Source organism: Actinomadura kijaniata (assembly GCF_014138665.1).
GTDB classification, from domain to species: Bacteria; Actinomycetota; Actinomycetes; order Streptosporangiales; family Streptosporangiaceae; genus Spirillospora; species Spirillospora kijaniata.
The window spans coordinates 246,593-263,808 of sequence record NZ_JACJIA010000003.1; the positions used below are offsets into that span (position 1 = coordinate 246,593).

At 71.8% G+C, this 17,216-nt stretch carries 16 protein-coding genes and 4 tRNA genes; 15 read left to right on the top strand and 5 right to left on the bottom strand.

Features of this window, described 5'->3' with window-relative positions; all coding sequences use genetic code 11:
- Positions 1 to 125 precede the first annotated feature (125 nt).
- Positions 126 to 728 carry an oligoribonuclease gene (orn, locus tag HNR61_RS13185; RefSeq protein ID WP_182843427.1) on the top strand — a complete coding sequence of 201 codons (603 nt, stop codon included), beginning with the start codon at positions 126 to 128 and terminating at the stop codon, positions 726 to 728.
- A gap of 79 nt (positions 729 to 807) precedes the next feature.
- Positions 808 to 883, top strand: a tRNA-His gene (locus HNR61_RS13190).
- A gap of 52 nt (positions 884 to 935) precedes the next feature.
- On the opposite strand, the gene HNR61_RS13195 is transcribed toward HNR61_RS13190, so the two are convergent.
- Positions 936 to 2,678, bottom strand: a complete 1,743-nt coding sequence (locus tag HNR61_RS13195; protein ID WP_182843428.1) for a hypothetical protein — start codon at positions 2,676 to 2,678, stop codon at positions 936 to 938.
- A 119-nt stretch (positions 2,679 to 2,797) separates the two neighbouring features.
- On the opposite strand from HNR61_RS13195, the gene HNR61_RS13200 reads away from it, so the two are divergent.
- The 4 genes from HNR61_RS13200 to HNR61_RS13215 all read left to right on the top strand — a co-directional run bounded on the left by HNR61_RS13200 (position 2,798) and on the right by HNR61_RS13215 (position 4,834).
- Positions 2,798 to 3,763 (top strand): TIGR03557 family F420-dependent LLM class oxidoreductase, encoded by a 966-nt coding sequence (locus tag HNR61_RS13200; protein ID WP_182843429.1) that lies wholly within the window; start codon positions 2,798 to 2,800, stop codon positions 3,761 to 3,763.
- Positions 3,764 to 3,954: 191 nt separating this feature from the next.
- Positions 3,955 to 4,533 carry a response regulator transcription factor gene (locus tag HNR61_RS13205; RefSeq protein ID WP_182843430.1) on the top strand — a complete coding sequence of 193 codons (579 nt, stop codon included), beginning with the start codon at positions 3,955 to 3,957 and terminating at the stop codon, positions 4,531 to 4,533.
- Between the two features lie 122 nt (positions 4,534 to 4,655).
- A tRNA-Lys gene (locus HNR61_RS13210) sits at positions 4,656 to 4,728 on the top strand.
- A gap of 33 nt (positions 4,729 to 4,761) precedes the next feature.
- A tRNA-Lys gene (locus HNR61_RS13215) sits at positions 4,762 to 4,834 on the top strand.
- A 54-nt stretch (positions 4,835 to 4,888) separates the two neighbouring features.
- On the opposite strand, the gene HNR61_RS13220 is transcribed toward HNR61_RS13215, so the two are convergent.
- Positions 4,889 to 5,908 carry a M4 family metallopeptidase gene (locus HNR61_RS13220; RefSeq protein ID WP_220509298.1) on the bottom strand — a complete coding sequence of 340 codons (1,020 nt, stop codon included), beginning with the start codon at positions 5,906 to 5,908 and terminating at the stop codon, positions 4,889 to 4,891.
- Between the two features lie 151 nt (positions 5,909 to 6,059).
- Between HNR61_RS13220 and HNR61_RS13225 the strand changes: the two genes are divergently transcribed.
- Positions 6,060 to 6,132: transfer RNA gene (locus tag HNR61_RS13225), tRNA-Lys, on the top strand.
- 73 nt (positions 6,133 to 6,205) lie between these two features.
- On the opposite strand, the gene HNR61_RS13230 is transcribed toward HNR61_RS13225, so the two are convergent.
- Positions 6,206 to 6,895 (bottom strand): hypothetical protein, encoded by a 690-nt coding sequence (locus HNR61_RS13230; protein ID WP_182843431.1) that lies wholly within the window; start codon positions 6,893 to 6,895, stop codon positions 6,206 to 6,208.
- Between the two features lie 355 nt (positions 6,896 to 7,250).
- On the opposite strand from HNR61_RS13230, the gene HNR61_RS13235 reads away from it, so the two are divergent.
- From HNR61_RS13235 to HNR61_RS13250, 4 genes are all read left to right on the top strand, one after another.
- Positions 7,251 to 8,045, top strand: coding sequence for a helix-turn-helix domain-containing protein (locus HNR61_RS13235; protein WP_182843432.1), 795 nt, complete (start codon positions 7,251 to 7,253; stop codon positions 8,043 to 8,045).
- A 308-nt stretch (positions 8,046 to 8,353) separates the two neighbouring features.
- On the top strand, positions 8,354 to 8,515 hold the full coding sequence (locus tag HNR61_RS47630) for a sensor histidine kinase (protein WP_182843433.1): 162 nt from the start codon (positions 8,354 to 8,356) through the stop codon (positions 8,513 to 8,515).
- Positions 8,512 to 9,177, top strand: coding sequence for a response regulator transcription factor (locus HNR61_RS13245; RefSeq protein WP_182843434.1), 666 nt, complete (start codon positions 8,512 to 8,514; stop codon positions 9,175 to 9,177). Before HNR61_RS47630 ends, HNR61_RS13245 begins: the two co-directional genes overlap by 4 nt.
- A gap of 120 nt (positions 9,178 to 9,297) precedes the next feature.
- On the top strand, positions 9,298 to 10,899 hold the full coding sequence (locus tag HNR61_RS13250; RefSeq protein ID WP_182843435.1) for an ArnT family glycosyltransferase: 1,602 nt from the start codon (positions 9,298 to 9,300) through the stop codon (positions 10,897 to 10,899).
- Here the strand turns inward: HNR61_RS13250 and HNR61_RS13255 are convergent.
- Positions 10,884 to 11,516, bottom strand: coding sequence for a TetR/AcrR family transcriptional regulator (locus HNR61_RS13255; RefSeq protein WP_182843436.1), 633 nt, complete (start codon positions 11,514 to 11,516; stop codon positions 10,884 to 10,886). The two genes, HNR61_RS13250 and HNR61_RS13255, sit on opposite strands and share 16 nt — an antisense overlap.
- Positions 11,517 to 11,682: 166 nt before the next feature.
- On the opposite strand from HNR61_RS13255, the gene HNR61_RS13260 reads away from it, so the two are divergent.
- From HNR61_RS13260 to HNR61_RS13270, 3 genes are all read left to right on the top strand, one after another.
- Positions 11,683 to 12,210 carry a hypothetical protein gene (locus HNR61_RS13260; RefSeq protein WP_182843437.1) on the top strand — a complete coding sequence of 176 codons (528 nt, stop codon included), beginning with the start codon at positions 11,683 to 11,685 and terminating at the stop codon, positions 12,208 to 12,210.
- A gap of 38 nt (positions 12,211 to 12,248) precedes the next feature.
- Complete coding sequence (locus HNR61_RS13265; protein ID WP_182843438.1) at positions 12,249 to 13,463, top strand: cytochrome P450; 1,215 nt, start codon at positions 12,249 to 12,251, stop codon at positions 13,461 to 13,463.
- Between the two features lie 144 nt (positions 13,464 to 13,607).
- The gene (locus tag HNR61_RS13270; RefSeq protein ID WP_220509300.1) at positions 13,608 to 15,479 is read left to right on the top strand and encodes a neutral/alkaline non-lysosomal ceramidase N-terminal domain-containing protein; all 1,872 of its coding nucleotides are present in this window, start codon (positions 13,608 to 13,610) and stop codon (positions 15,477 to 15,479) included.
- Between the two features lie 30 nt (positions 15,480 to 15,509).
- Here the strand turns inward: HNR61_RS13270 and HNR61_RS13275 are convergent, their stop codons facing one another.
- Positions 15,510 to 15,791, bottom strand: coding sequence for a hypothetical protein (locus tag HNR61_RS13275; protein ID WP_182843439.1), 282 nt, complete (start codon positions 15,789 to 15,791; stop codon positions 15,510 to 15,512).
- A 639-nt stretch (positions 15,792 to 16,430) separates the two neighbouring features.
- Between HNR61_RS13275 and HNR61_RS13280 the strand changes: the two genes are divergently transcribed.
- Positions 16,431 to 16,622, top strand: a complete 192-nt coding sequence (locus HNR61_RS13280; protein ID WP_182843440.1) for a hypothetical protein — start codon at positions 16,431 to 16,433, stop codon at positions 16,620 to 16,622.
- The last annotated feature ends 594 nt before the right edge of the window (positions 16,623 to 17,216 follow it).

The window sequence follows — 17,216 nt, forward strand, 5'->3', positions numbered from 1 at the left end:
GGGGACCGGATCAGTGGAGGTCAGGCCCGCCGCGACGGGCGTCGCGGCGGTTCTCGCCCCTACCGGCCGCCACCGTGCGCGGTCCCCGTCTGACAGAGCGAGAGCTACCGCAGGTGAGAGGGCAGATGGTCGTGGAGAAGCTGGTGTGGGTCGACTGCGAGATGACGGGCCTCGACCTCCGCAGGGACGCGTTGATCGAGATCGCGGCACTGGTGACCGACAGCGAGCTGAACATCCTCGACGAGGGCGTCGACCTGGTGATCAAGCCCCCGCAGGAGGCCCTGGAGCAGATGTCGAAGATCGTCCGCGACATGCACACCACCTCCGGCCTGCTGGACGTGCTGCCGGGCGGCGTCACCCTCGCCGAGGCCGAGGAGGCCGTGCTGTCCTACGTCCGCTCGCACGTCAAGGACCCCAAGAAGGCCCCGCTGTGCGGCAACTCCATCGCCACGGACCGCTCGTTCCTGGCCCGCGACATGCCCGCCCTGGACTCCCACCTGCACTACCGGATGGTCGACGTCTCCTCCATCAAGGAACTGGCCCGCCGCTGGTACCCGCGCGTCTACTTCGCCAGCCCGGAGAAGAAGGGCGGCCACCGCGCCCTGGCCGACATCACCGAGTCCATCCAGGAACTCCGCTACTACCGCGCGGCCCTGTTCGTCCCCCAGCCCGGCCCCGACTCCGAGACCGCCCGCGCCCTCGCCGCCCGCATCATCGCCGAGGCGTGACCGGCCCCTCCCCGAGCCAGGTCGAACCACCCTCCCGAACCCGCTATGCTTACATCTGCCGGAAGCGATTCCGGCCCTGGTGGGTGTAGCTCAGCTGGCAGAGCACTTGGTTGTGGTCCAAGATGTCGGGGGTTCAAGTCCCCTCACTCACCCCAGCCGAAGGCCCTGGTCATCGCCACGATGACCAGGGCCTTCGTCGTTTCCGGGTCAGAGGGACTCCAGGTGGCGGGCCGTCTCGCGGGCTCGTTTGGCCAGGTCGTCGTCGCCCTCGGTGTGGGAGCGGATCGCCGGGAGGGCCGGGAGGGCCGCCCTTCCCATCGACGTCAGGGCGTGCAGGACGCGCATGGGGTCGTTCGGGATCTGGGGGATCAGGGTCGGCAGGGCCTCGTCGGGGTCGCGCGTGATGCGCCACAGGGCGTCGGCCGCCGCCACGCGGAGGGCGTCCACCGGTGAGGTGTCCCGGTGGACGCGCAGGGCCGGGGCCGCCGCGCGGGCTCGGGGGCCCAGCTCTCCCAGCCAGCCGCAGGCGTTGCGGTCGTAGCGCCATCCCCGGCGCCCCTCCTGGCGGCCGTGGACGTCGCGGCGGGACAGGACGCCCAGGAGCAGGGCGACGATCTCGGGATCGGCATGCTCGCCCAGGCCCATGAGGGCGCGGATCGCCGCCAGGGCGGTCTCCAGGTCCGGGCCGGCGGCGACCTCGCGCAGGACCGTCAGGGCCCGTTCGTCGGCCAGGGCGCGCCTGCGCAGGAAGCCGCAGGCCCGCGCGGCGGCCTCCAGCGCCTCGGGGTCGGGGTGGGCCAGCAGGTCGCGGGACAGGCGTTCCAGGATGCCGATCACCTCGGGGACCGCCTCGGCGCCGCCCGGCCAGCCGGCCGTGCCCTTCAGGAGCTCCTCGATCTCGGCCGGGGCCGTGGCCCCGGCCAGGCGGGCGCGGACGTGCGGCCAGAGCGCGTCGGCGAACGCCTTCGCCTCCCGCAGCGGCAGGCGCGCCGCCTCGCCCGCGGCGATCCTCCGTTGGAGCGTGGGAACGCCGCGCGGGTCGTCGCGGTGGGTGAGCAGCAGCAGGGCCCTGCCCGCCAGCCTCGGATCGTCGAGCGCTCCGACCAGGGCGTCGGCGTAGGCGTCGTCGCGGTACAGGTCGTGGGCCGCGAGCGCCGTCCGGCGGACGTCCGGGTCGGGGTGGGACAGCAGGGCCGTCACGGCGGACGCCTGGCGGCGGTGCTCCTCGCGGTCGTCGAGGAAAAGCCGGTCGGCGGCCCGCACCAGGGCGGCGGCCGACGAGGCGGGCAGGGCGCCGTTCCACAGCAGCGGGAACATGCGGTCCAGCCAGCGCGAACGCAGCTCCGGCGAACGCCACAGCCAGTGGTCCGTCGCCTTCACCGGGTCGTTCCACTCCGGATCGCACCAGGCGAGCTCCCGCAGGGCCGCGCCCGCCTCGCCCGCGCACAGCGTCAGGGCGTCGAGCACCGGGTCGTCCACGGCCGGGGGCGTGTGGAGGAGGAACGCCAGCGCCGCGCCCAGCGACGACGCCGGATCGGCGTCCAGGCGGCGGCGCAGCAGGGCCTCGACCTCGGGGTCGTCCGCGTACGGTCCCAGCGCCACCAGCAGGCCGAGGCGCGCCGGAGCGTCCGGTTCCCGCTCGATCCGGGCCGCCACCGCCGGGACCGCCCGCGCGGACCGGACGTACGCCAGCACCACGGCCAGGATCCGCCGGATGCCGGGGTCGGGGTGCGCCAGCCGTTCCAGCAGCGCGGGCAGCCCGGCGTTGAGGGTGCGGAACAGGGCGTCCGTCCACTCCCCCACCAGCTCGAAACCCTCGGCGTCGGCCGGCACCTCCAGGTCGTCCAGCAGCGCGTCCAACGCCGCCCCGCTGCGCCGCCCCGGCTCGTCCAGATCGACGTCGAAGTCCCGGTAGACGACCGCTTCCCAGTCGAACCCCATGGTCTCCACGCCGCGCACCCTAGCCCGGATCATCCGGACACAGCGATCGGGTTTTGCCCAGATGAGGGTGTAAACACCCGGTGCCCGGACACCTCTCGCGAGGAGGACGGAACGTCGAGAGGAGCTCCATGAAGATCGGATACAAGCTGCTCGCCGAGGGCTACGACCCCAAGGAGATCGTCCGGCAGGCGGTGGCCGCCGAACGCGCCGGGTTCGACTTCGTCGAGGTCAGCGACCACTACCATCCCTGGCTCGCGGAGCAGGGGCATTCGGGGTTCGCCTGGGCGATGCTGGCGAACGCCGCGGCGAAGACCGAGCGGATCACCCTGATGACGGGCGTGACCTGCCCGACGATGCGGTACCACCCGGCGATCATCGCGCAGGCCGCGGCGACGCTGGCGATCCTGAGCGACGGGCGGTTCACGCTCGGCGTCGGATCCGGCGAACGCCTCAACGAGCACGTCATCGGCGGCGGCTGGCCCGCCGTGCACGTGCGGCAGGAGATGCTCCGCGAGGCCCTGGAGATCATCCGGCTGCTGTGGTCGGGCGGCTACCACTCCTACGACGGCCAGTACCTGGAGATCGCCGAGGCGCGGGTGTTCGACCTGCCGCCGGAGCTTCCGGAGATCGTCGTGGCGGCGGGCGGCCCCAAGGCCGCGAAGATCGCCGCCGATCTCGGGGACGGGATCTTCAACACCGAGGACGACCCCTCGGTCCTGGAGGCCTACGCCTCCGAGGGCGGCAAGGGGCCGCGCTACTGCGAGGTGATGATGGCCTACGCCGGGCGCGAGCAGGACGCGGTCGCGGCGGCGCGGGAGAAGATGCGGTTCGGGCTGACCGGCTGGAAGGTGATGGCCGAACTGCCCAACCCGGGCAGCTTCGACGCGGCCACCGCCACTGTCACCGAGGATGACATCCGTCAGAACTTCAGTTGCGGACCCGACCCCGAAAGCCACATCAAGTCCGTCCAGAATTACGTGAATGCCGGTTTCGACCATCTGACGTTGGCGAACGCCGGTCCCGACGTCGACGGCTTCTTCGAGTTCTTCACCAGCGAACTCCAGGGCCCGCTGCGCGAGCTCAAGACGGCGTGAAGCCCCGCCGCACCGGGCCTCCGGACGCGTTCACCGGCGTTCGGGGGCCCCGCGGACCCGCCGCCGTCCGTTATCCGGAGTCCCCGAACGGCCGCCCCGTCCGCCCGGCACATTGGATCTGGGTGATCGGGCAGTTATGCTCCGACCTTATAAATGCCAATGGCACCCCAAGGGTGAACGCCGGAGACCGGATGAGTGTCGACGAAACGGCCCCGCTGCGCGTTCTGGTGGTGGACGGTGACCCCCGCGTCCGCGCCAGCGTGGTGTCGCTGCTCGAGAGCAGCGACGAACTTCAGGTGATCGCCGAGACCGACGGCGGTTCCGACGCGGTCGACCTGGCCGAACGACTACGCCCCGACGTCGTGCTGCTGGCCGCCGACGCCGCCCGCACCGGGCACACCGCCCCGCTGAGCCGCGCCTCCCGGGTGTTCGTGCTCGCCGGTCCCGAGGACCGTGGAACGGTCGAGGTCGCGATCCGGGCGGGCGCGTGCGGGCACCTGGTGCCGGGCGCGTTCACGGTCGGCGACCTGATCCGCGGCATCCGCGACGCCAGCCGGGTCAGCCTGGGGCTGTCGGCGCGCGAGGCCGAGGTCATGGACCTGATCGCCAGCGGCCGCTCCAACGGGGAGATCGCCCGCCAGCTCTTCCTGAGCGAGAAGACCGTCAAGAACCACGTCAACCGCATCTATTCCAAGCTCGGCGTGTCCTCCCGCGCCACCGCCATCGCCCTGTGGCGGGGCATGGTGAGCGTGCTGCCGGGCAAGGACTGAGGCGGCCGGTCACAGGCCCCGGGGCCTGGACAATCGATTCGCACTCGGTCCGCCGTGCCTGCTACTGTTCTTCCTGTCGTCAACGAAGACCCGGCCGAGGAGCCGGGGCTGACGGACGGCATGCGCCGTTAGCTCAATTGGCAGAGCAGCGGACTCTTAATCCGCGGGTTCGGGGTTCAAGTCCCTGACGGCGCACCCGCCCTCGTCATCGGGGCCAACAGATGGCATGCGCCGTTAGCTCAATTGGCAGAGCAGCGGACTCTTAATCCGCGGGTTCGGGGTTCAAGTCCCTGACGGCGCACCGGGTGACCCCCGCCCGTTCCTCCGGGAAACGGACGGGGGTTTTCGGCTTTTCTCACAGAATGCCGCGCTCCACGAACGCCGCCCGGGTCGCCTCCGCCGCCCGCGCCCCGTACAGCCGCTGCGCCGCCGCCACCGTGGCCTGCGCCGCCGCCCGGAACGTGGTGTCGGGCGCGAACGCGAACTGCGCCTCGACGATCAACGTGCTGGCCTGGGTGTCGCCGAGCGACCGCCGGATGTCCCACAGCGCGCGCGACCAGATCTCGCCGTCGGCGTGCACCTCGCCGACCACGTCCCGCGGGTAGCGCTTGTCCTCGTCCAGCCTCCGCAGGCAGTGGACGGGCCCCGGCGAGTAGGACACCGCGTCCCAGTCGGCGACGCACGCCTCCGGCGCGGCGGTGGGGCGGCCGTTCGCCCAGCTGGTGACCGTCACCGCCAGGTAGTCGCTGAACGCCTCGCCGATCGCGCCGGACTCCAGGGTGGTCCCGAAGCCGGGGACCTGCCCGTCCTGCACCGAGTGGCCGTACTCGTGCACGATCACCTCGGCGTCCTCGCCGTCGTCCACCCCGCCCTTACCCAGGGTGATGTCGCGCTTGTTCTCGCGGAAGAACGAGTTGTCGCCGCCGTACTGGTTGATCCGCAGCTCGATGCGGCGCTGGTTGACCGGCCGCAGCTTCGACCCGAAGCCGAGGGACTGCAGGTAGTGCTGGGCCTTGGTCACCCAGTGGTAGCCCATCACCTGCTCGAACTGGTCGGCGTCGCGGTGGTAGGCGGGCAGGGCTCCGCCCGTCACGCGCACCGGCGCGCCGGTCTCGCTCTTGACGGTGACGTAGCGGCCGCTCAGCCCGCCCGAGCCGTCGAGGTCGGTGAGGGTGACGGTGCGGTAGGCGGGCGCGAGGGCCGGGTAGTCGGCGTCCTTGGCGTCGGTGAGCGACTGGTCGCCGAGCTGCTGGACGGGGTTGGGGGCGAAGACGGTCCCGGTGACGGTGCCGCCGGAGTCCGCCGCGAACGCGGGGGTCGCCACCAGCGGGAGCGCGGCGGCGGCGACCAGGGCGAGGGCTCGTGTCATGCGCATGCGCGGACGATATGGGGCCGCCGACCCGCTTTGAAGGTCCAATCACCGGGGGCTTTCGCCCGGATTTCCCGATCCAATCGGGCGGACGGGGCATCTCCCCCGGACTGCTAACCTTGAGAGGTCCCCACGGCGCGAGGCGCCCCGGGGACACGCGCCGTTAGCTCAATTGGCAGAGCAGCGGACTCTTAATCCGCGGGTTCGGGGTTCAAGTCCCTGACGGCGCACCCGCTCCGAACCGGGCATCCGCAGCATGACTGCGGATGCCCGTCGGTCGTTGTAAGGACCGCCAGCCGGTGATCACTGCGTTGGCGGATCATGGGCCTGCGAGGGGCCGTTGTCATGGTTCGGAGGAAACCACACCCGGGCCACGGTGTTGGTCTCCTTGCATGTGACCCGTAGGCGCCGGTAGGCGTCGCCGTCGATGAAGCCCCCATAGCCGCACGTGTCGGCGTAGAGCCGATCGGAGACGATGAGCCCGAGGTCGGCGTCGGTGGCGGCGACGGCCTGTTTGAACTCGCCGGACTCCAGGAGCCGGAACAGGTGGATGAGGGGACGTCCCGCGACGCCGTGGGCGTCGTGGTGGACATAGCCGGCGTGGACCGCCAACCGCAGACGGAGCCGTGCGGCTGCGGAGACGATCCGGTTGTACCGGCGGAGTAGAGCGGTCAGATGGTGGGCCAGCGGATCCAGAAAATAGTCGGAGGGAACGTTGGGCGGCGCGATAATGAGAACGCCGTCGCCGCGGTCTTCCCGGTAGCAGGCCGACCACGGGATCCGGGTCATCTCGAACGCGTCGGCCGCCTGTGCGTACATCTCCCGGCGCTGGTGCAACTGGGTGCGGTCGTCGCGCTCGCCGAACGAGCAGATGTCGAGCGCGACCACAGTGGCGTAGCGGATCGAAGGCTGCGCGTGGGTTCCGGAAACGGGATCGGGCTCCGGATGGAGGCGTTCGTCTTTCTTCACCAGGCGAAGGCTGGGAACGGACATGAGCGTGGGCTCCAAGGAAGGCATCAGCGGTGTTCGGCCGGTGACCGCCGGTTCAACCGGCGCGTTCGGCAGGAACGGCGACGGATTTCACGAGCATGATGGTCCTGACGACCGGCCTTGACTTGCTCTTCGAGTTCACTCCGTTCTGATCGGGTGCGTTCTCTGTCCAGTCTCTGCCGAGGTCGCGGCGAAGTCGCCGAGAGTGAACAAGGATGCGGCCTTACCTCACAAGGAGCTACGGCGAGAGATCTTGTCGAATGCGGTGGAAGAGAACTGACGATGGCGGACAATGGCGGGCAACGCTCCCCTGGAGGCTTGAGCCGTGCCCCCACGTCCACGTCGCCTGGATCCGGCGGTGCCCGTCGAACGCTTCGCGCTCGAACTACGGGAACTTCATCGCGACGCAGGAAAACCCAAGCAACAGCTCCTGGCCGCCGCGATGCACTGCAGCCACGCCACCGTTTCGGCCATCCTCAATGGTCACCGCTTCCCTTCCTGGTTCCAGACGGAAGCCTTCGTGCGTGCCTGCAGGGGGGACGTCGACGCGTGGCGGTACAAGTGGACGGAAACCGACAGGGAGATCAACGCCGATCTTCCCGTGCCCGGCGCGGGTGACGTTCCGGCGACTTCGCGTTCGGCCGTTCGCCACCTGACTGGGCGTGAGTTCTACCTGGCTCTGGCCGCAGAGGTCCGGCGAACCGAACACCGCATCTTGACCACCTACATTCGGACGACGCCTCCGCACTACTTCGCGGGGTTCACCGACCAGGAGACCGGTCGGGCCGCGAACGAGTACTTCAACGCGATCCCCTCCTGGGTCACCCTATCGGAATCTCGTTCGGTTCGTCGGCTCGTCTGCCTGCCCAACGCCGAAATGCTCGACTGGGGCCAGGAGGTCCGCCGCCAAACCCAGAAGATTCCCGGCTACGAGGTGCGTGTATTGGACTGGCAGATAAACGCTGATCCCGTCAATATCGCTATCTTCGACGATACGTCGGTTTTTCTCGCTTTCGACGCCGGGGCGTCCCCGCGGATGGGCGGGTTCAGAATCGATGACCAGGAGTTCGCGCGCGGCGCCATCGGCTATTTCAGCCGCCTGTGGTCCAGTGGGATCCGCCTGGCCGACCACCTGGCCTCACTGTCCGGCTGATCGGATCATCGAATCAGGGCCCCGCCGCCCCGGAACCCTCCCCGGTTTGCGTCGCCACTACGCCGACATGCCCGGTGCGGCTTCGCTCGTTTCGGACGGTACGAGCCGAACGGGTGAGAACGCCTGCCGGAGGCGATCCTTGATCTGTTCCCGGATCTCCGCCGGTCCGTGTCCGATGGCGGGGTCGACACAGCACTCACGGAGGACCGGGTGGCTGCGGGGCTCCCGGCACATCAGCACGGTCAGGACGCAGATCGGCCAGATCAGGCGGAACGCGTCCTCGGGGCGACGCCGACGCCGTCCACCTGGTGATCAGCGACGACGGGCGCGGCGCCCCGGCGCCGCCCGGCCACGGGCTGACCGGCATGCGCGAACGGGTGGACCTGCTCGGCGGCGCGTTCGAGGCGGGCCCCGCCGGGACCGGCTGGCGGCTGTCGGCCGAGCTGCCGCGGTCGGGGGCGCGGCCGTGATCCGCGTCCTGGTCGCCGACGACCAGCACCTGGTCCGGGCGGGCCTGCGCGTGTTCTGCGAGTCGGCCGCCGACATGGCGGTCGCCGGGGAGGCCGCCGACGGGCGCGAGGCGGTGGCGCTGGCCGGGCGGCTGCTCCCCGACGTGGTGCTGATGGACCTGCGGATGCCCGTCCTGGACGGCGCGGCCGCCACCGAGCGCATCCTGGCGGCCCGCCCCGCGACCCGGGTGCTGGCGCTCACCACCTTCGGTGACGACGACCATCTCTATCCGGCGCTGGCCGCCGGGGCCTGCGGGTTCCTGCTCAAGAGCGCGCCGCCGGGCGAGCTGCTGGACGCCGTGCGCCGGGCCGCCGCGGGCGGGACGCCGTTCAGCCAGGAGGTCCTCGGCCGCCTGGTCGAACGGGCCGTCAGCGCCCGCCCCGAGGCCGACCCCGGCGGCCTCACCCCACGCGAGCGCCAGGTCCTGGCCCTGGTCGCCGCCGGGCTGACCAACCAGGAGATCGCCGCCCGGCTCCACCTCGGAGTGACCACGGTCAAGACCCACGTCGCCGCGCTGCTCGCCAAGACCGACTGCCCCAACCGCATCCGCCTGGCCGTCTTCGCCGTCCGCGCGGGCCTGGGCCCGGACGACTCCCCGTCGCCCCGGTCCCCGCGCCGTTGAGGGGGCGTCGCGCCGACCGGGCGAGGCCCCTCGTTGTTCACTTGCCTTTGATACACAGCAGGGGTTTCTCACGTACCGAGGTGGAGTGGGCGATGCGGGCCCGCCGGTGTGGGGTGGGTGATGGCGGCGCGGGTGGTGGTGGCGTTCGCGGTGGTCGTGCTGCTCGGCCAGATGGCGGCCGGGATGGTCACGGCGGCGCTGCGGCAGACGCCGACCGTCGACGAGCCGGTGTACGTGGCCGCCGCCGTCGTCTACCAGCGGCAGCACGACCTGCGTTACAACCCCGAGCATCCGCCGCTGGGCAAGCTGGTCGTGGGAGCCGGGGTGGCGTTCGCCGATCCGCGGTTCGATCCCGCGTTCACCGGGCCCCAGTACAAGGCCGGGCGGCACCTGCTGTACGGGGCGGGCAACGATCCCTGGCGGCTGATGCTGTGGGCGCGGCTGCCGGTGATCGTGCTGACGTTGCTGTTCGGGCTGGTGGTCTTCGCGTTCGCGCGGGATCTGGCCGGCACGGCGGGCGGGCTGGCGGCGCTCGGGCTGTACGCGTTCTCGCCGGACGTCATCGCGCACGGGTCGCTGGCGACGCTCGACGTCCCGGCCGCCGGGTTCCTGCTGACGGCGGTCTGGCTGGTGTGGCTGGCGCGGCGGCGGCCGGGGCTGTGCCTCCCGCTCGCCGGGGTGGCGCTCGGCGCGGCGATGGCGACCAAGATGAACGCGGTCGCGGCGCTCCCGGTGGTCTGCGGGCTGGTGGTCGCGTCGGTCCGGCACGCGCGGCGGACGCGGTGGCTCGCGGCCGGTCTGGTGGCGGCGGCCGGGGTGGCGGTGACGGCGGTCGCCGTCGTGTGGGTCTGCTATCTGGCCGTCGATCCCCGGCTGCGCTGGACGCCGCCGGGCGGCGTGCCGGACGTCGGGGGCCTGCGCGGGCTGCTCGTCGACGCGCTGCCGCTCCCCCGGCCGTACCGGGACGGGATGCGGATGCAGTTCGCGTTCGACCGGTACGGGTTCGACTACGCCAGCCGGGTGGAGGGGTTCCTGTTCGGGCGCCGCTATGCGGGTTCGCTCTGGTACTACCTGCCCGCGGCGCTGCTGGTGAAGACGCCGCTCGGCGCGCTCGCGCTGTGGGCGGCCGGCGCCGTCGTGATGGTGGCGCGGCTGCGCGCCGCGGCGGTGTACGTGCTCGTTCCCGCCGCCGTGCTGACGGGCGTGGCGATGACCGGGTCCCGCGACCTCGGCGTCCGGTATGTGGTCTTCGTTCCGATGTTCCTGGCGGTGGCGGGGGCGTGCGTGTTCCTCGTCCGGCGGCGGTGGGCGCGGGTCGCGGGGGCGGCGGCGCTGGCGTTCGTCGCGGTGAGCTCGCTGCGGGCGTTCCCGTACCACCTGCCGTACTCCAACGAGGCGTTCGGCGGCCCCGCGCGGACCCACCGGCACCTGCACGACTCCAACGTCGACTGGGGGCAGGACCTGGGCAGGCTCGCCGACCACCTGCGGGAACGCCATCCGGGTGAGCGGGTGTGGCTGCTGTACAAGGGCAGCGGCGTCCCCGAGCACTACGGGATCAGGGCGTCCGATCCGCTCGCGGTGCCGCCCGAGCGGGTCCGGGGCGTGCTCGCGGTGTCCAACAGCCGGATCGCCAAGGCCGACCGGCGGTTGCGCGCCCTGCTGGCCACCAGCCGGCCGGTCGGGACCGTCGGGCACTCGATCACGGTCTACCGCCGGGGCTGAGCCGTGCCCTCGGCGGAGAGGCGCAGGCCCGCGACGATGTGGCCGATGACCTCGCCGTACTCGGCGCGGACGCGGGTCTTGTCGGCCTCGGGGGCCGCCGCCAGGGCCATGCCCGCCGCGCCGAGGACGTGGAACAGGACGCGCGACGCCGCCTCCAGCGGCATCTCCGGCAGGCCGCCCGCGGCCATCAGCTCGCCCACGAGTTCCTCGACCAGGCCGTAGCCGTACTTCTCCTCGCACTCGTTCCACCGCTCCCAGCCGAGCGCGATGGGGGCCTGCTGCCAGACGACCCGCCCGTAGACCGGGTCGCAGCACTGGTCGAGGAACTTCTCCTGCGCCGCGAGCGCGGCGGCCCAGGGGTCGGAGTGGGCGTCGGCGGCCTCGGCGATCTGGCGGACCGCGTCCTCCTCCAGGCGTTCGAACACGGCCTGGAACAGGGCGGTCTTGTTGGCGAAGTGGTGGTAGACCGCCCCGCGCGTGGCGCGGATGTCGGAGGCGACGTCCTCCAGGGAGGTCCCGGCGAACCCGTGTTCGGCGAACCGGCGGGTGGCCGCGTCCAGCAGCGCCGTCCGGGTCTCCTCGGAGTACTGCTCGCGTCGGCTCTTCACGGTCGGCATGCCGAAACCATACGACAAGCACAACGCAGGTCACATACGCGCCGTAGGCGCATGCCCTGCGGAAACGCGTCCGAGTGACGTAGGCCACCTTGACGGCCCGGCGGCGGCCGACATAGGAACGGGGACATACACAGCGTATGTTTCCAACACCAAGTAGGTGCCCACAATGTCGTGGAACAGCACGCGCCACTCCTTGGTCCGGGACGTCCTCGACGAGGTCGCCCGCACCGGGGTCCCGGAGGTCCCGGGCGGACGGCGGGCCGAGATCGACGCCGCGTTCGGCGGGCTCGGCGCCTTCCTGCTGGAGGTCCAGCGCCGCTGGTACCGGGCGTTCGACGCGCGGCTGGACGCGTTGCTGGAGAACCGGCCCCAGGACATCGACTCCGCGCTGGCCGCCCTGTGGCACGGCCTGGCCGCCGACGCCCCCGGCGCGCGCCTGCTGCTGGACGCGCACCTCGACCACCCCGCGCTGGCGGAGCTGCACCGCCAGCACCGCCGCATGCTGCACTGGGCGACCGGCGTCCGCCTGGACCTGGTCCCGGCCGCTCCCCCGCCCGGCGTCCCGACCGGTGACGCGCTCTGGACCCGCCCGGCCACCCGCCGCGGGGCCACCGCGTACGCCCCGCCGCACCGCCCCGCGAGTAAGCGCCGGCGGTGCCCCGCGTTCTTCCGGCCCCGCCCGGCCACCCCCTGAACCCCTCCCCCGACCTTCCGACACCCCGGAGGCATCCGATGACCGAGACGGAACTGCTGTTCAACCCGTTCGAGCCCGGCTACACCGACGACCCCTACCCCACCTACCGGCGGATGCGGGAGACCGACCCGGTCCACGACCACCCGTTCGGGCTGTGGATGGTCACCCGGTACGAGGACGCGGTGACCGTGCTGCGCTCCAAGCTGTCGGTGGAGGAGAAGCTGGTCAACGCGGGGATGCTGCGCGAGCAGTACGACGCGATCGACGCCGACACCGGCGCGGGCACCATCCTCAGCCTGTCCATGCTGGACCGCGACCCGCCCGACCACACCCGGCTGCGCTCGCTGGTGGCCAAGGTGTTCACGCCGCGCTCGGTCGGGGCGCTGGAGCCCCAGGTCGCCGAGCTGGTGGACGAGGGGCTGGACCGGATCGCCGCCGACGGGGGCGGCGACCTGGTGGAGTCGCTGGCGTTCCCGCTGCCGTTCGAGGTGATCTCGCGGATGCTGGGCCTGCCGCCGACCGACCACCTGCGCATCCGGGAGCTCAGCGGGTGGCTGGTGCGCTCGCTGGAGCCGGTGCCCGACGACGAGACGCTGGCGCGGGTCATCGCGGCGGGCGACGAGCTGGCCGAGATCGCCCGGGACCTCATCGCCTACAAGCGCGAGCACCCGGGCGACGACCTGCTCACCGCGATGATCGCCGCCGAGGAGGACGGCGACCGGCTCAGCGACGACGAGCTGGTCGCGCAGCTGGTGCTGCTGTACGTGGCCGGGCACGAGACGACCGTGAACCTGGTCGCCAACGGCACCGTCGCGCTGCTGCGCAACCCCGACCAGCTCGCCCTGCTGCGCGAGCGCCCCGAGCTGGCGGCCAACGCGGTGGAGGAGTTCCTGCGCTACGACAGCCCGGTCCAGCAGACCCGCCGCGTCACCACCGCGCCGTTCGAGCTGGGCGGCAAGGTGATCCCGGAGGGCTCGTTCGTGTCGGTGGTGCTGGCGTCGGCCAACCGGGACGAGGCGTTCTGGGGCCCCGACGCCGACCGGCTGCGGATCGACCGGGACAACGCCCGCCAGCACGTGTCGTTCGGCTCCGGGGTCCACCACTGCCTGGGCGCGGCGCTGGCCCGGCTGGAGGGACGGGTGGCGTTCGAACGCCTGGTGACCCGCTTCCCCGGCCTCGCCCCCGGCGGCGAGGTGCGGTGGAACGGCCGGATCAACCTGCGCGGCCCCGCCGAGCTCCCGATCACGGTGTAGCGGCACGGCGGCGAGGCGGCGGGCGCGGCACGCACCCGCCGTCTCGCCATTTTTCTGACCTCTCCCCTTTCACCCCATTGTCAGCGGGTTTCCGGCGCGCGAGGATCGCAACGCGAAGGATATTCAGGTTGGAGGGGGCGGCGGGTGACCTATCTGGCCGGGCGCGGGATCGCGGACGTCACGGGCGAGGCCGCCGAGTGCGGGATGCTCGGTTACGGCATGAAGTGGCAGGTCAGCGACGGGATCCACACCCGGCTGCGGGCGCGGGCCTTCGCGTTCGAACGCCAGGGGGGCCGGGCGCTGCTGGTGGTGTGCGACCTGCCGCTGATGTTCGACTCGGTCGTGCGGGCGGTGCTGCCGCGCCTGCCGGACGGCTACGACGAGACCAACGTCATGATCACCGCGACGCACACCCACTGCGGCCCCGGCGGCTACGCCAGGCACGCCCTGTACAACTCCACCGCCGGCGGCTTCCGGGACAGGACGTTCGGCGCGATCGTGGACGGGATCGTGGAGGCCGCCACGCGCGCCCACGAGGACCTGGCCCCGGCGCGCCTGCTGCTCGGGCACGGCGAGCTGCGGGACGCCAGCGTCAACCGGTCCCGCCGGGCGTTCGACCGCAACCCCGCCGCGGACCGCGCGTTCTTCCCCGACGCGATCGACCCGCAGGTCACGGTGCTGCGGATCGAACGCGAGGGCCGCCTCGTCGGCGCGGTCTCCTGGTTCGCCACCCACAACACGAGCCTCACCAACCGCAACACCCTGATCTCCGGCGACAACAAGGGCTACGCCTCCTACCACTGGGAACGCCTCGTCGGGGGCGTGGACTACCTGGACGAGCCGGGCTTCGTGGCGGCGTTCCCGCAGACCAACGCCGGGGACATGTCCCCCAACCTGTGGCTGGCCGAGGGCCGGGGCCCCACCGACGACCAGTGGACCAACGCCCGCCTGATCGGCGAACGCCAGTACCGGGCCGCGACCGCCGTTCGCTGCGCGGAGATCGACGGCCCGATCGACGCGCGGCTCACCCACGTGGACATGGGGAACGTGCTGGTCCGCCCGGAGTTCACCGGCGACGGGCGGCCGCACCGCACCGGCCGTCCGGTCGCCGGGGCGTCCGCCTGGGCGGGGGCCGGGGTGGACGGACCGGCGTTCAAGGGGTTCCGGGAGGGCCGCAACCCGGTGTGGGACGCGCTGTCCCGCTGCCTGGTCTACCCCCTGGCGCCGCGGCTGCGCGACGCGCAGTACCCCAAGGCCGTCACGCTGCCCGCCGGGGTCGCCAACCGGTTCCGGCCGATGGTCGCCGAACGGTTCGCGTTCCAGTTGCTGCGGATCGGCCCGCTGTACCTGGTCGGGATCCCCGGCGAGGTGACGATCGTGGCGGGCCTGCGGCTGCGCCGCGCCGTCGCGGGGATCGTCGGCGCCGAGCTGGAGAACGTGCTGGTCGCGGGCTACAGCAACGGCTACATGCACTACACGACCACGCCCGAGGAGTACGACGCGCGCGAGTACGAGGGCGGCAGCACGCTGTTCGGCCGCTGGCAGCTCCCGGCGCTGTGCCAGATCGGCGCGGGGCTGGCCACGGCCATGCGCGACGGCGCGCCGGTGGGGCGCGGCACGCCCGAGCCGGAGCCGCCGGCGCGCCGCGCCCGGCACACGATCCCGCCGGACCGGCCGCACCCGCGGCGCGCGTTCGGGGACGTGCTGTCGGTGGGCCGCGACGGTCGGACGGTGACCGCCCGGTTCGTGGGCGCGCACCCCGGTAACGACCTGCGGCGGGGCGGCACCTACCTGGCGGTGGAGCGCCGGGACGGCGACGCCTGGACGCGGGTGGCCGACGACGGCGACTGGTGCACGACGTTCCGCTGGGCGCGCACCGGCGACGCCGGATCCACCGTGACGATCACCTGGGACGTCCCCGAGGACGCCCCGGCCGGGAGGTACCGGATCCGCTACCTGGGCGACACCCCGGACGGGCCGTTCACCGGCGCGACCGACCCGTTCGAGATCCCCTGACCCCGCGGAGAGGCCGTGCCCGCATCGTGATCACCGGCCGCGGCTCCGGCCTGCCCTGGTCCGGACCGGGAGCGGCCCCTGGTGAGCCAGGGCGTACATCTTGCGGCCGGCGACCGTGACCGTCGTGCAGTAGTAGCCGGGGCCGGCCTGGTTGGCGTCGGAGTTGCGCTTCTTGGCGCCCGCCGTGGTGTACGGATACCACCGGACGATCGTCTCGGCGGAGGCCGGGCCGGGCACCAGGGTGGCGGCCAGGGCGGTGGTCGCGATGGCGGTGGCCATCCCTGCGGACAGACGCTTGAGGGGGGGCTTCATGGACTGGTCCTCCTTCGGAGCGGCGGCTGTATCGAGAGCCGGTGGGGCGAGTCCGGACGCTCGCGGGGGTCTTCGCCGAGCGACCGGATCCCGACAAGATCATTTTCGGGGAGCCTGGCGGCTCGGCGGCCGGCTGTCAGCAGGGTGCCGCGACGCCCGCGGCATCCTGCTCGAAAACGTCACTCCCGACCCGGGGATCGACCCCCTTCCCCAAGGGACATGCCTGCGGGGAAGGAAGGCCATGGTTCGCCGATGGAACTCCACCAATGACACGTCTCACGAGATCGTTGCGGTACGAGCTCAGCGATCCATTCCCCGGCTCAGCGGTTTTCCGTCCGGCCTGCCCCATCCTGGATCCCCTGTTGCCATCCCAGAGACCTCACCCCTCCCCGAAGAGGTGCTCCGATGCCGGGGCGGGACGGTTCTCCACCCCTCTTTTTACGCCTTGGAGGAACTGCGATCCAGGTCAGGAACAGAACGGTCGCGCCATGATCAAAAATTGCGGCACATCCCTTGTTCTCCGCGCTTTCGCCCACGTATCGTGATCAACAACCTGCCGTGCCGCGCGGAATCCCCGTGGCGCCGGGTCGAACCGCATTGAGGCGAACACCACCGCCTCCGTGGCGAAAGGAAGCCCTGATGAAGAAGATCCTGCTCTACTCCGTGACGGGGGGAGCCCTCGCGCTGGCCGGCCTGGGCCTGGCGACTCCTGCGGCGGCCGCGGAACCGCGCTCCACTTCCGTGGCCGCCAAGGAATGCCCGCCCGGATATCTGTGGCACCCCTTCCAGGGCTGCATTCCGGTGCCCCCCGGCCCTGACGGCGTCTCCTGACCCGGCCGCCAAAGCATCTGCGAGATGCGGTCGGATAACCAGCGGTTGTGTCCGTCGAGTCGGCGAGAGACCGGGGCGCGATGATTCCTCCGGCGCAGTCCTGACAATACGACCCGCCCGGACACGATCAAAAAAACAAAAGCCCCGGTCTCCACCGGGGCTTTTCTCTATTGGCCGCAGCGCTTTTCAGGAAATCATCGGTTCAGATCGGCACGGACCTGGCGGCGGACCGCACTTTCCCGAGGACATCGGGCCTCGCCAATGTCCACTCCGGCCGACTTCGGCACCACCGCCCGGAACCGTGCTCCGGACCGGGTACGAGGCCGCCCTGCGGTCGGCGGCCAGAGGCCGGTCATCGCTCGAACCCGCCGGGGGTGAGCCGATCGTTGCCGCGGGGGCTCCCCTGCCAGCGCCCCTGACGGCGACCGGGGCGTGAGGCCCCAGGGCCGCCACGTCTAGGGCCTGTTTCAAAGTGGGCCTCAGCCGCGCACGCGAGCGCGTTACCTGACCTGCGGGCCCGACGCCGAAGGCGAGGGCCCGCAGGTCAGATCGCGAAGCGATGTCGCGCTCGCCAAGCCCTGGTGAGGTGCGAGC

Coding starts and splice junctions, on each gene's coding strand:
- orn (WP_182843427.1), top strand. CDS start 126: ATGGTCGTGGAGAAGCTGGTGTGGGTCGACTGCGAGATGACGGGCCTC.
- HNR61_RS13200 (WP_182843429.1), top strand. CDS start 2,798: ATGAAGATCGGATACAAGCTGCTCGCCGAGGGCTACGACCCCAAGGAG.
- HNR61_RS13205 (WP_182843430.1), top strand. CDS start 3,955: ATGAGTGTCGACGAAACGGCCCCGCTGCGCGTTCTGGTGGTGGACGGT.
- HNR61_RS13220 (WP_220509298.1), bottom strand. CDS start 5,908: ATGCGCATGACACGAGCCCTCGCCCTGGTCGCCGCCGCCGCGCTCCCG.
- HNR61_RS13230 (WP_182843431.1), bottom strand. CDS start 6,895: ATGTCCGTTCCCAGCCTTCGCCTGGTGAAGAAAGACGAACGCCTCCAT.
- HNR61_RS13250 (WP_182843435.1), top strand. CDS start 9,298: ATGGCGGCGCGGGTGGTGGTGGCGTTCGCGGTGGTCGTGCTGCTCGGC.
- HNR61_RS13255 (WP_182843436.1), bottom strand. CDS start 11,516: ATGCCGACCGTGAAGAGCCGACGCGAGCAGTACTCCGAGGAGACCCGG.
- HNR61_RS13260 (WP_182843437.1), top strand. CDS start 11,683: ATGTCGTGGAACAGCACGCGCCACTCCTTGGTCCGGGACGTCCTCGAC.
- HNR61_RS13265 (WP_182843438.1), top strand. CDS start 12,249: ATGACCGAGACGGAACTGCTGTTCAACCCGTTCGAGCCCGGCTACACC.
- HNR61_RS13275 (WP_182843439.1), bottom strand. CDS start 15,791: ATGAAGCCCCCCCTCAAGCGTCTGTCCGCAGGGATGGCCACCGCCATC.
- HNR61_RS13280 (WP_182843440.1), top strand. CDS start 16,431: ATGAAGAAGATCCTGCTCTACTCCGTGACGGGGGGAGCCCTCGCGCTG.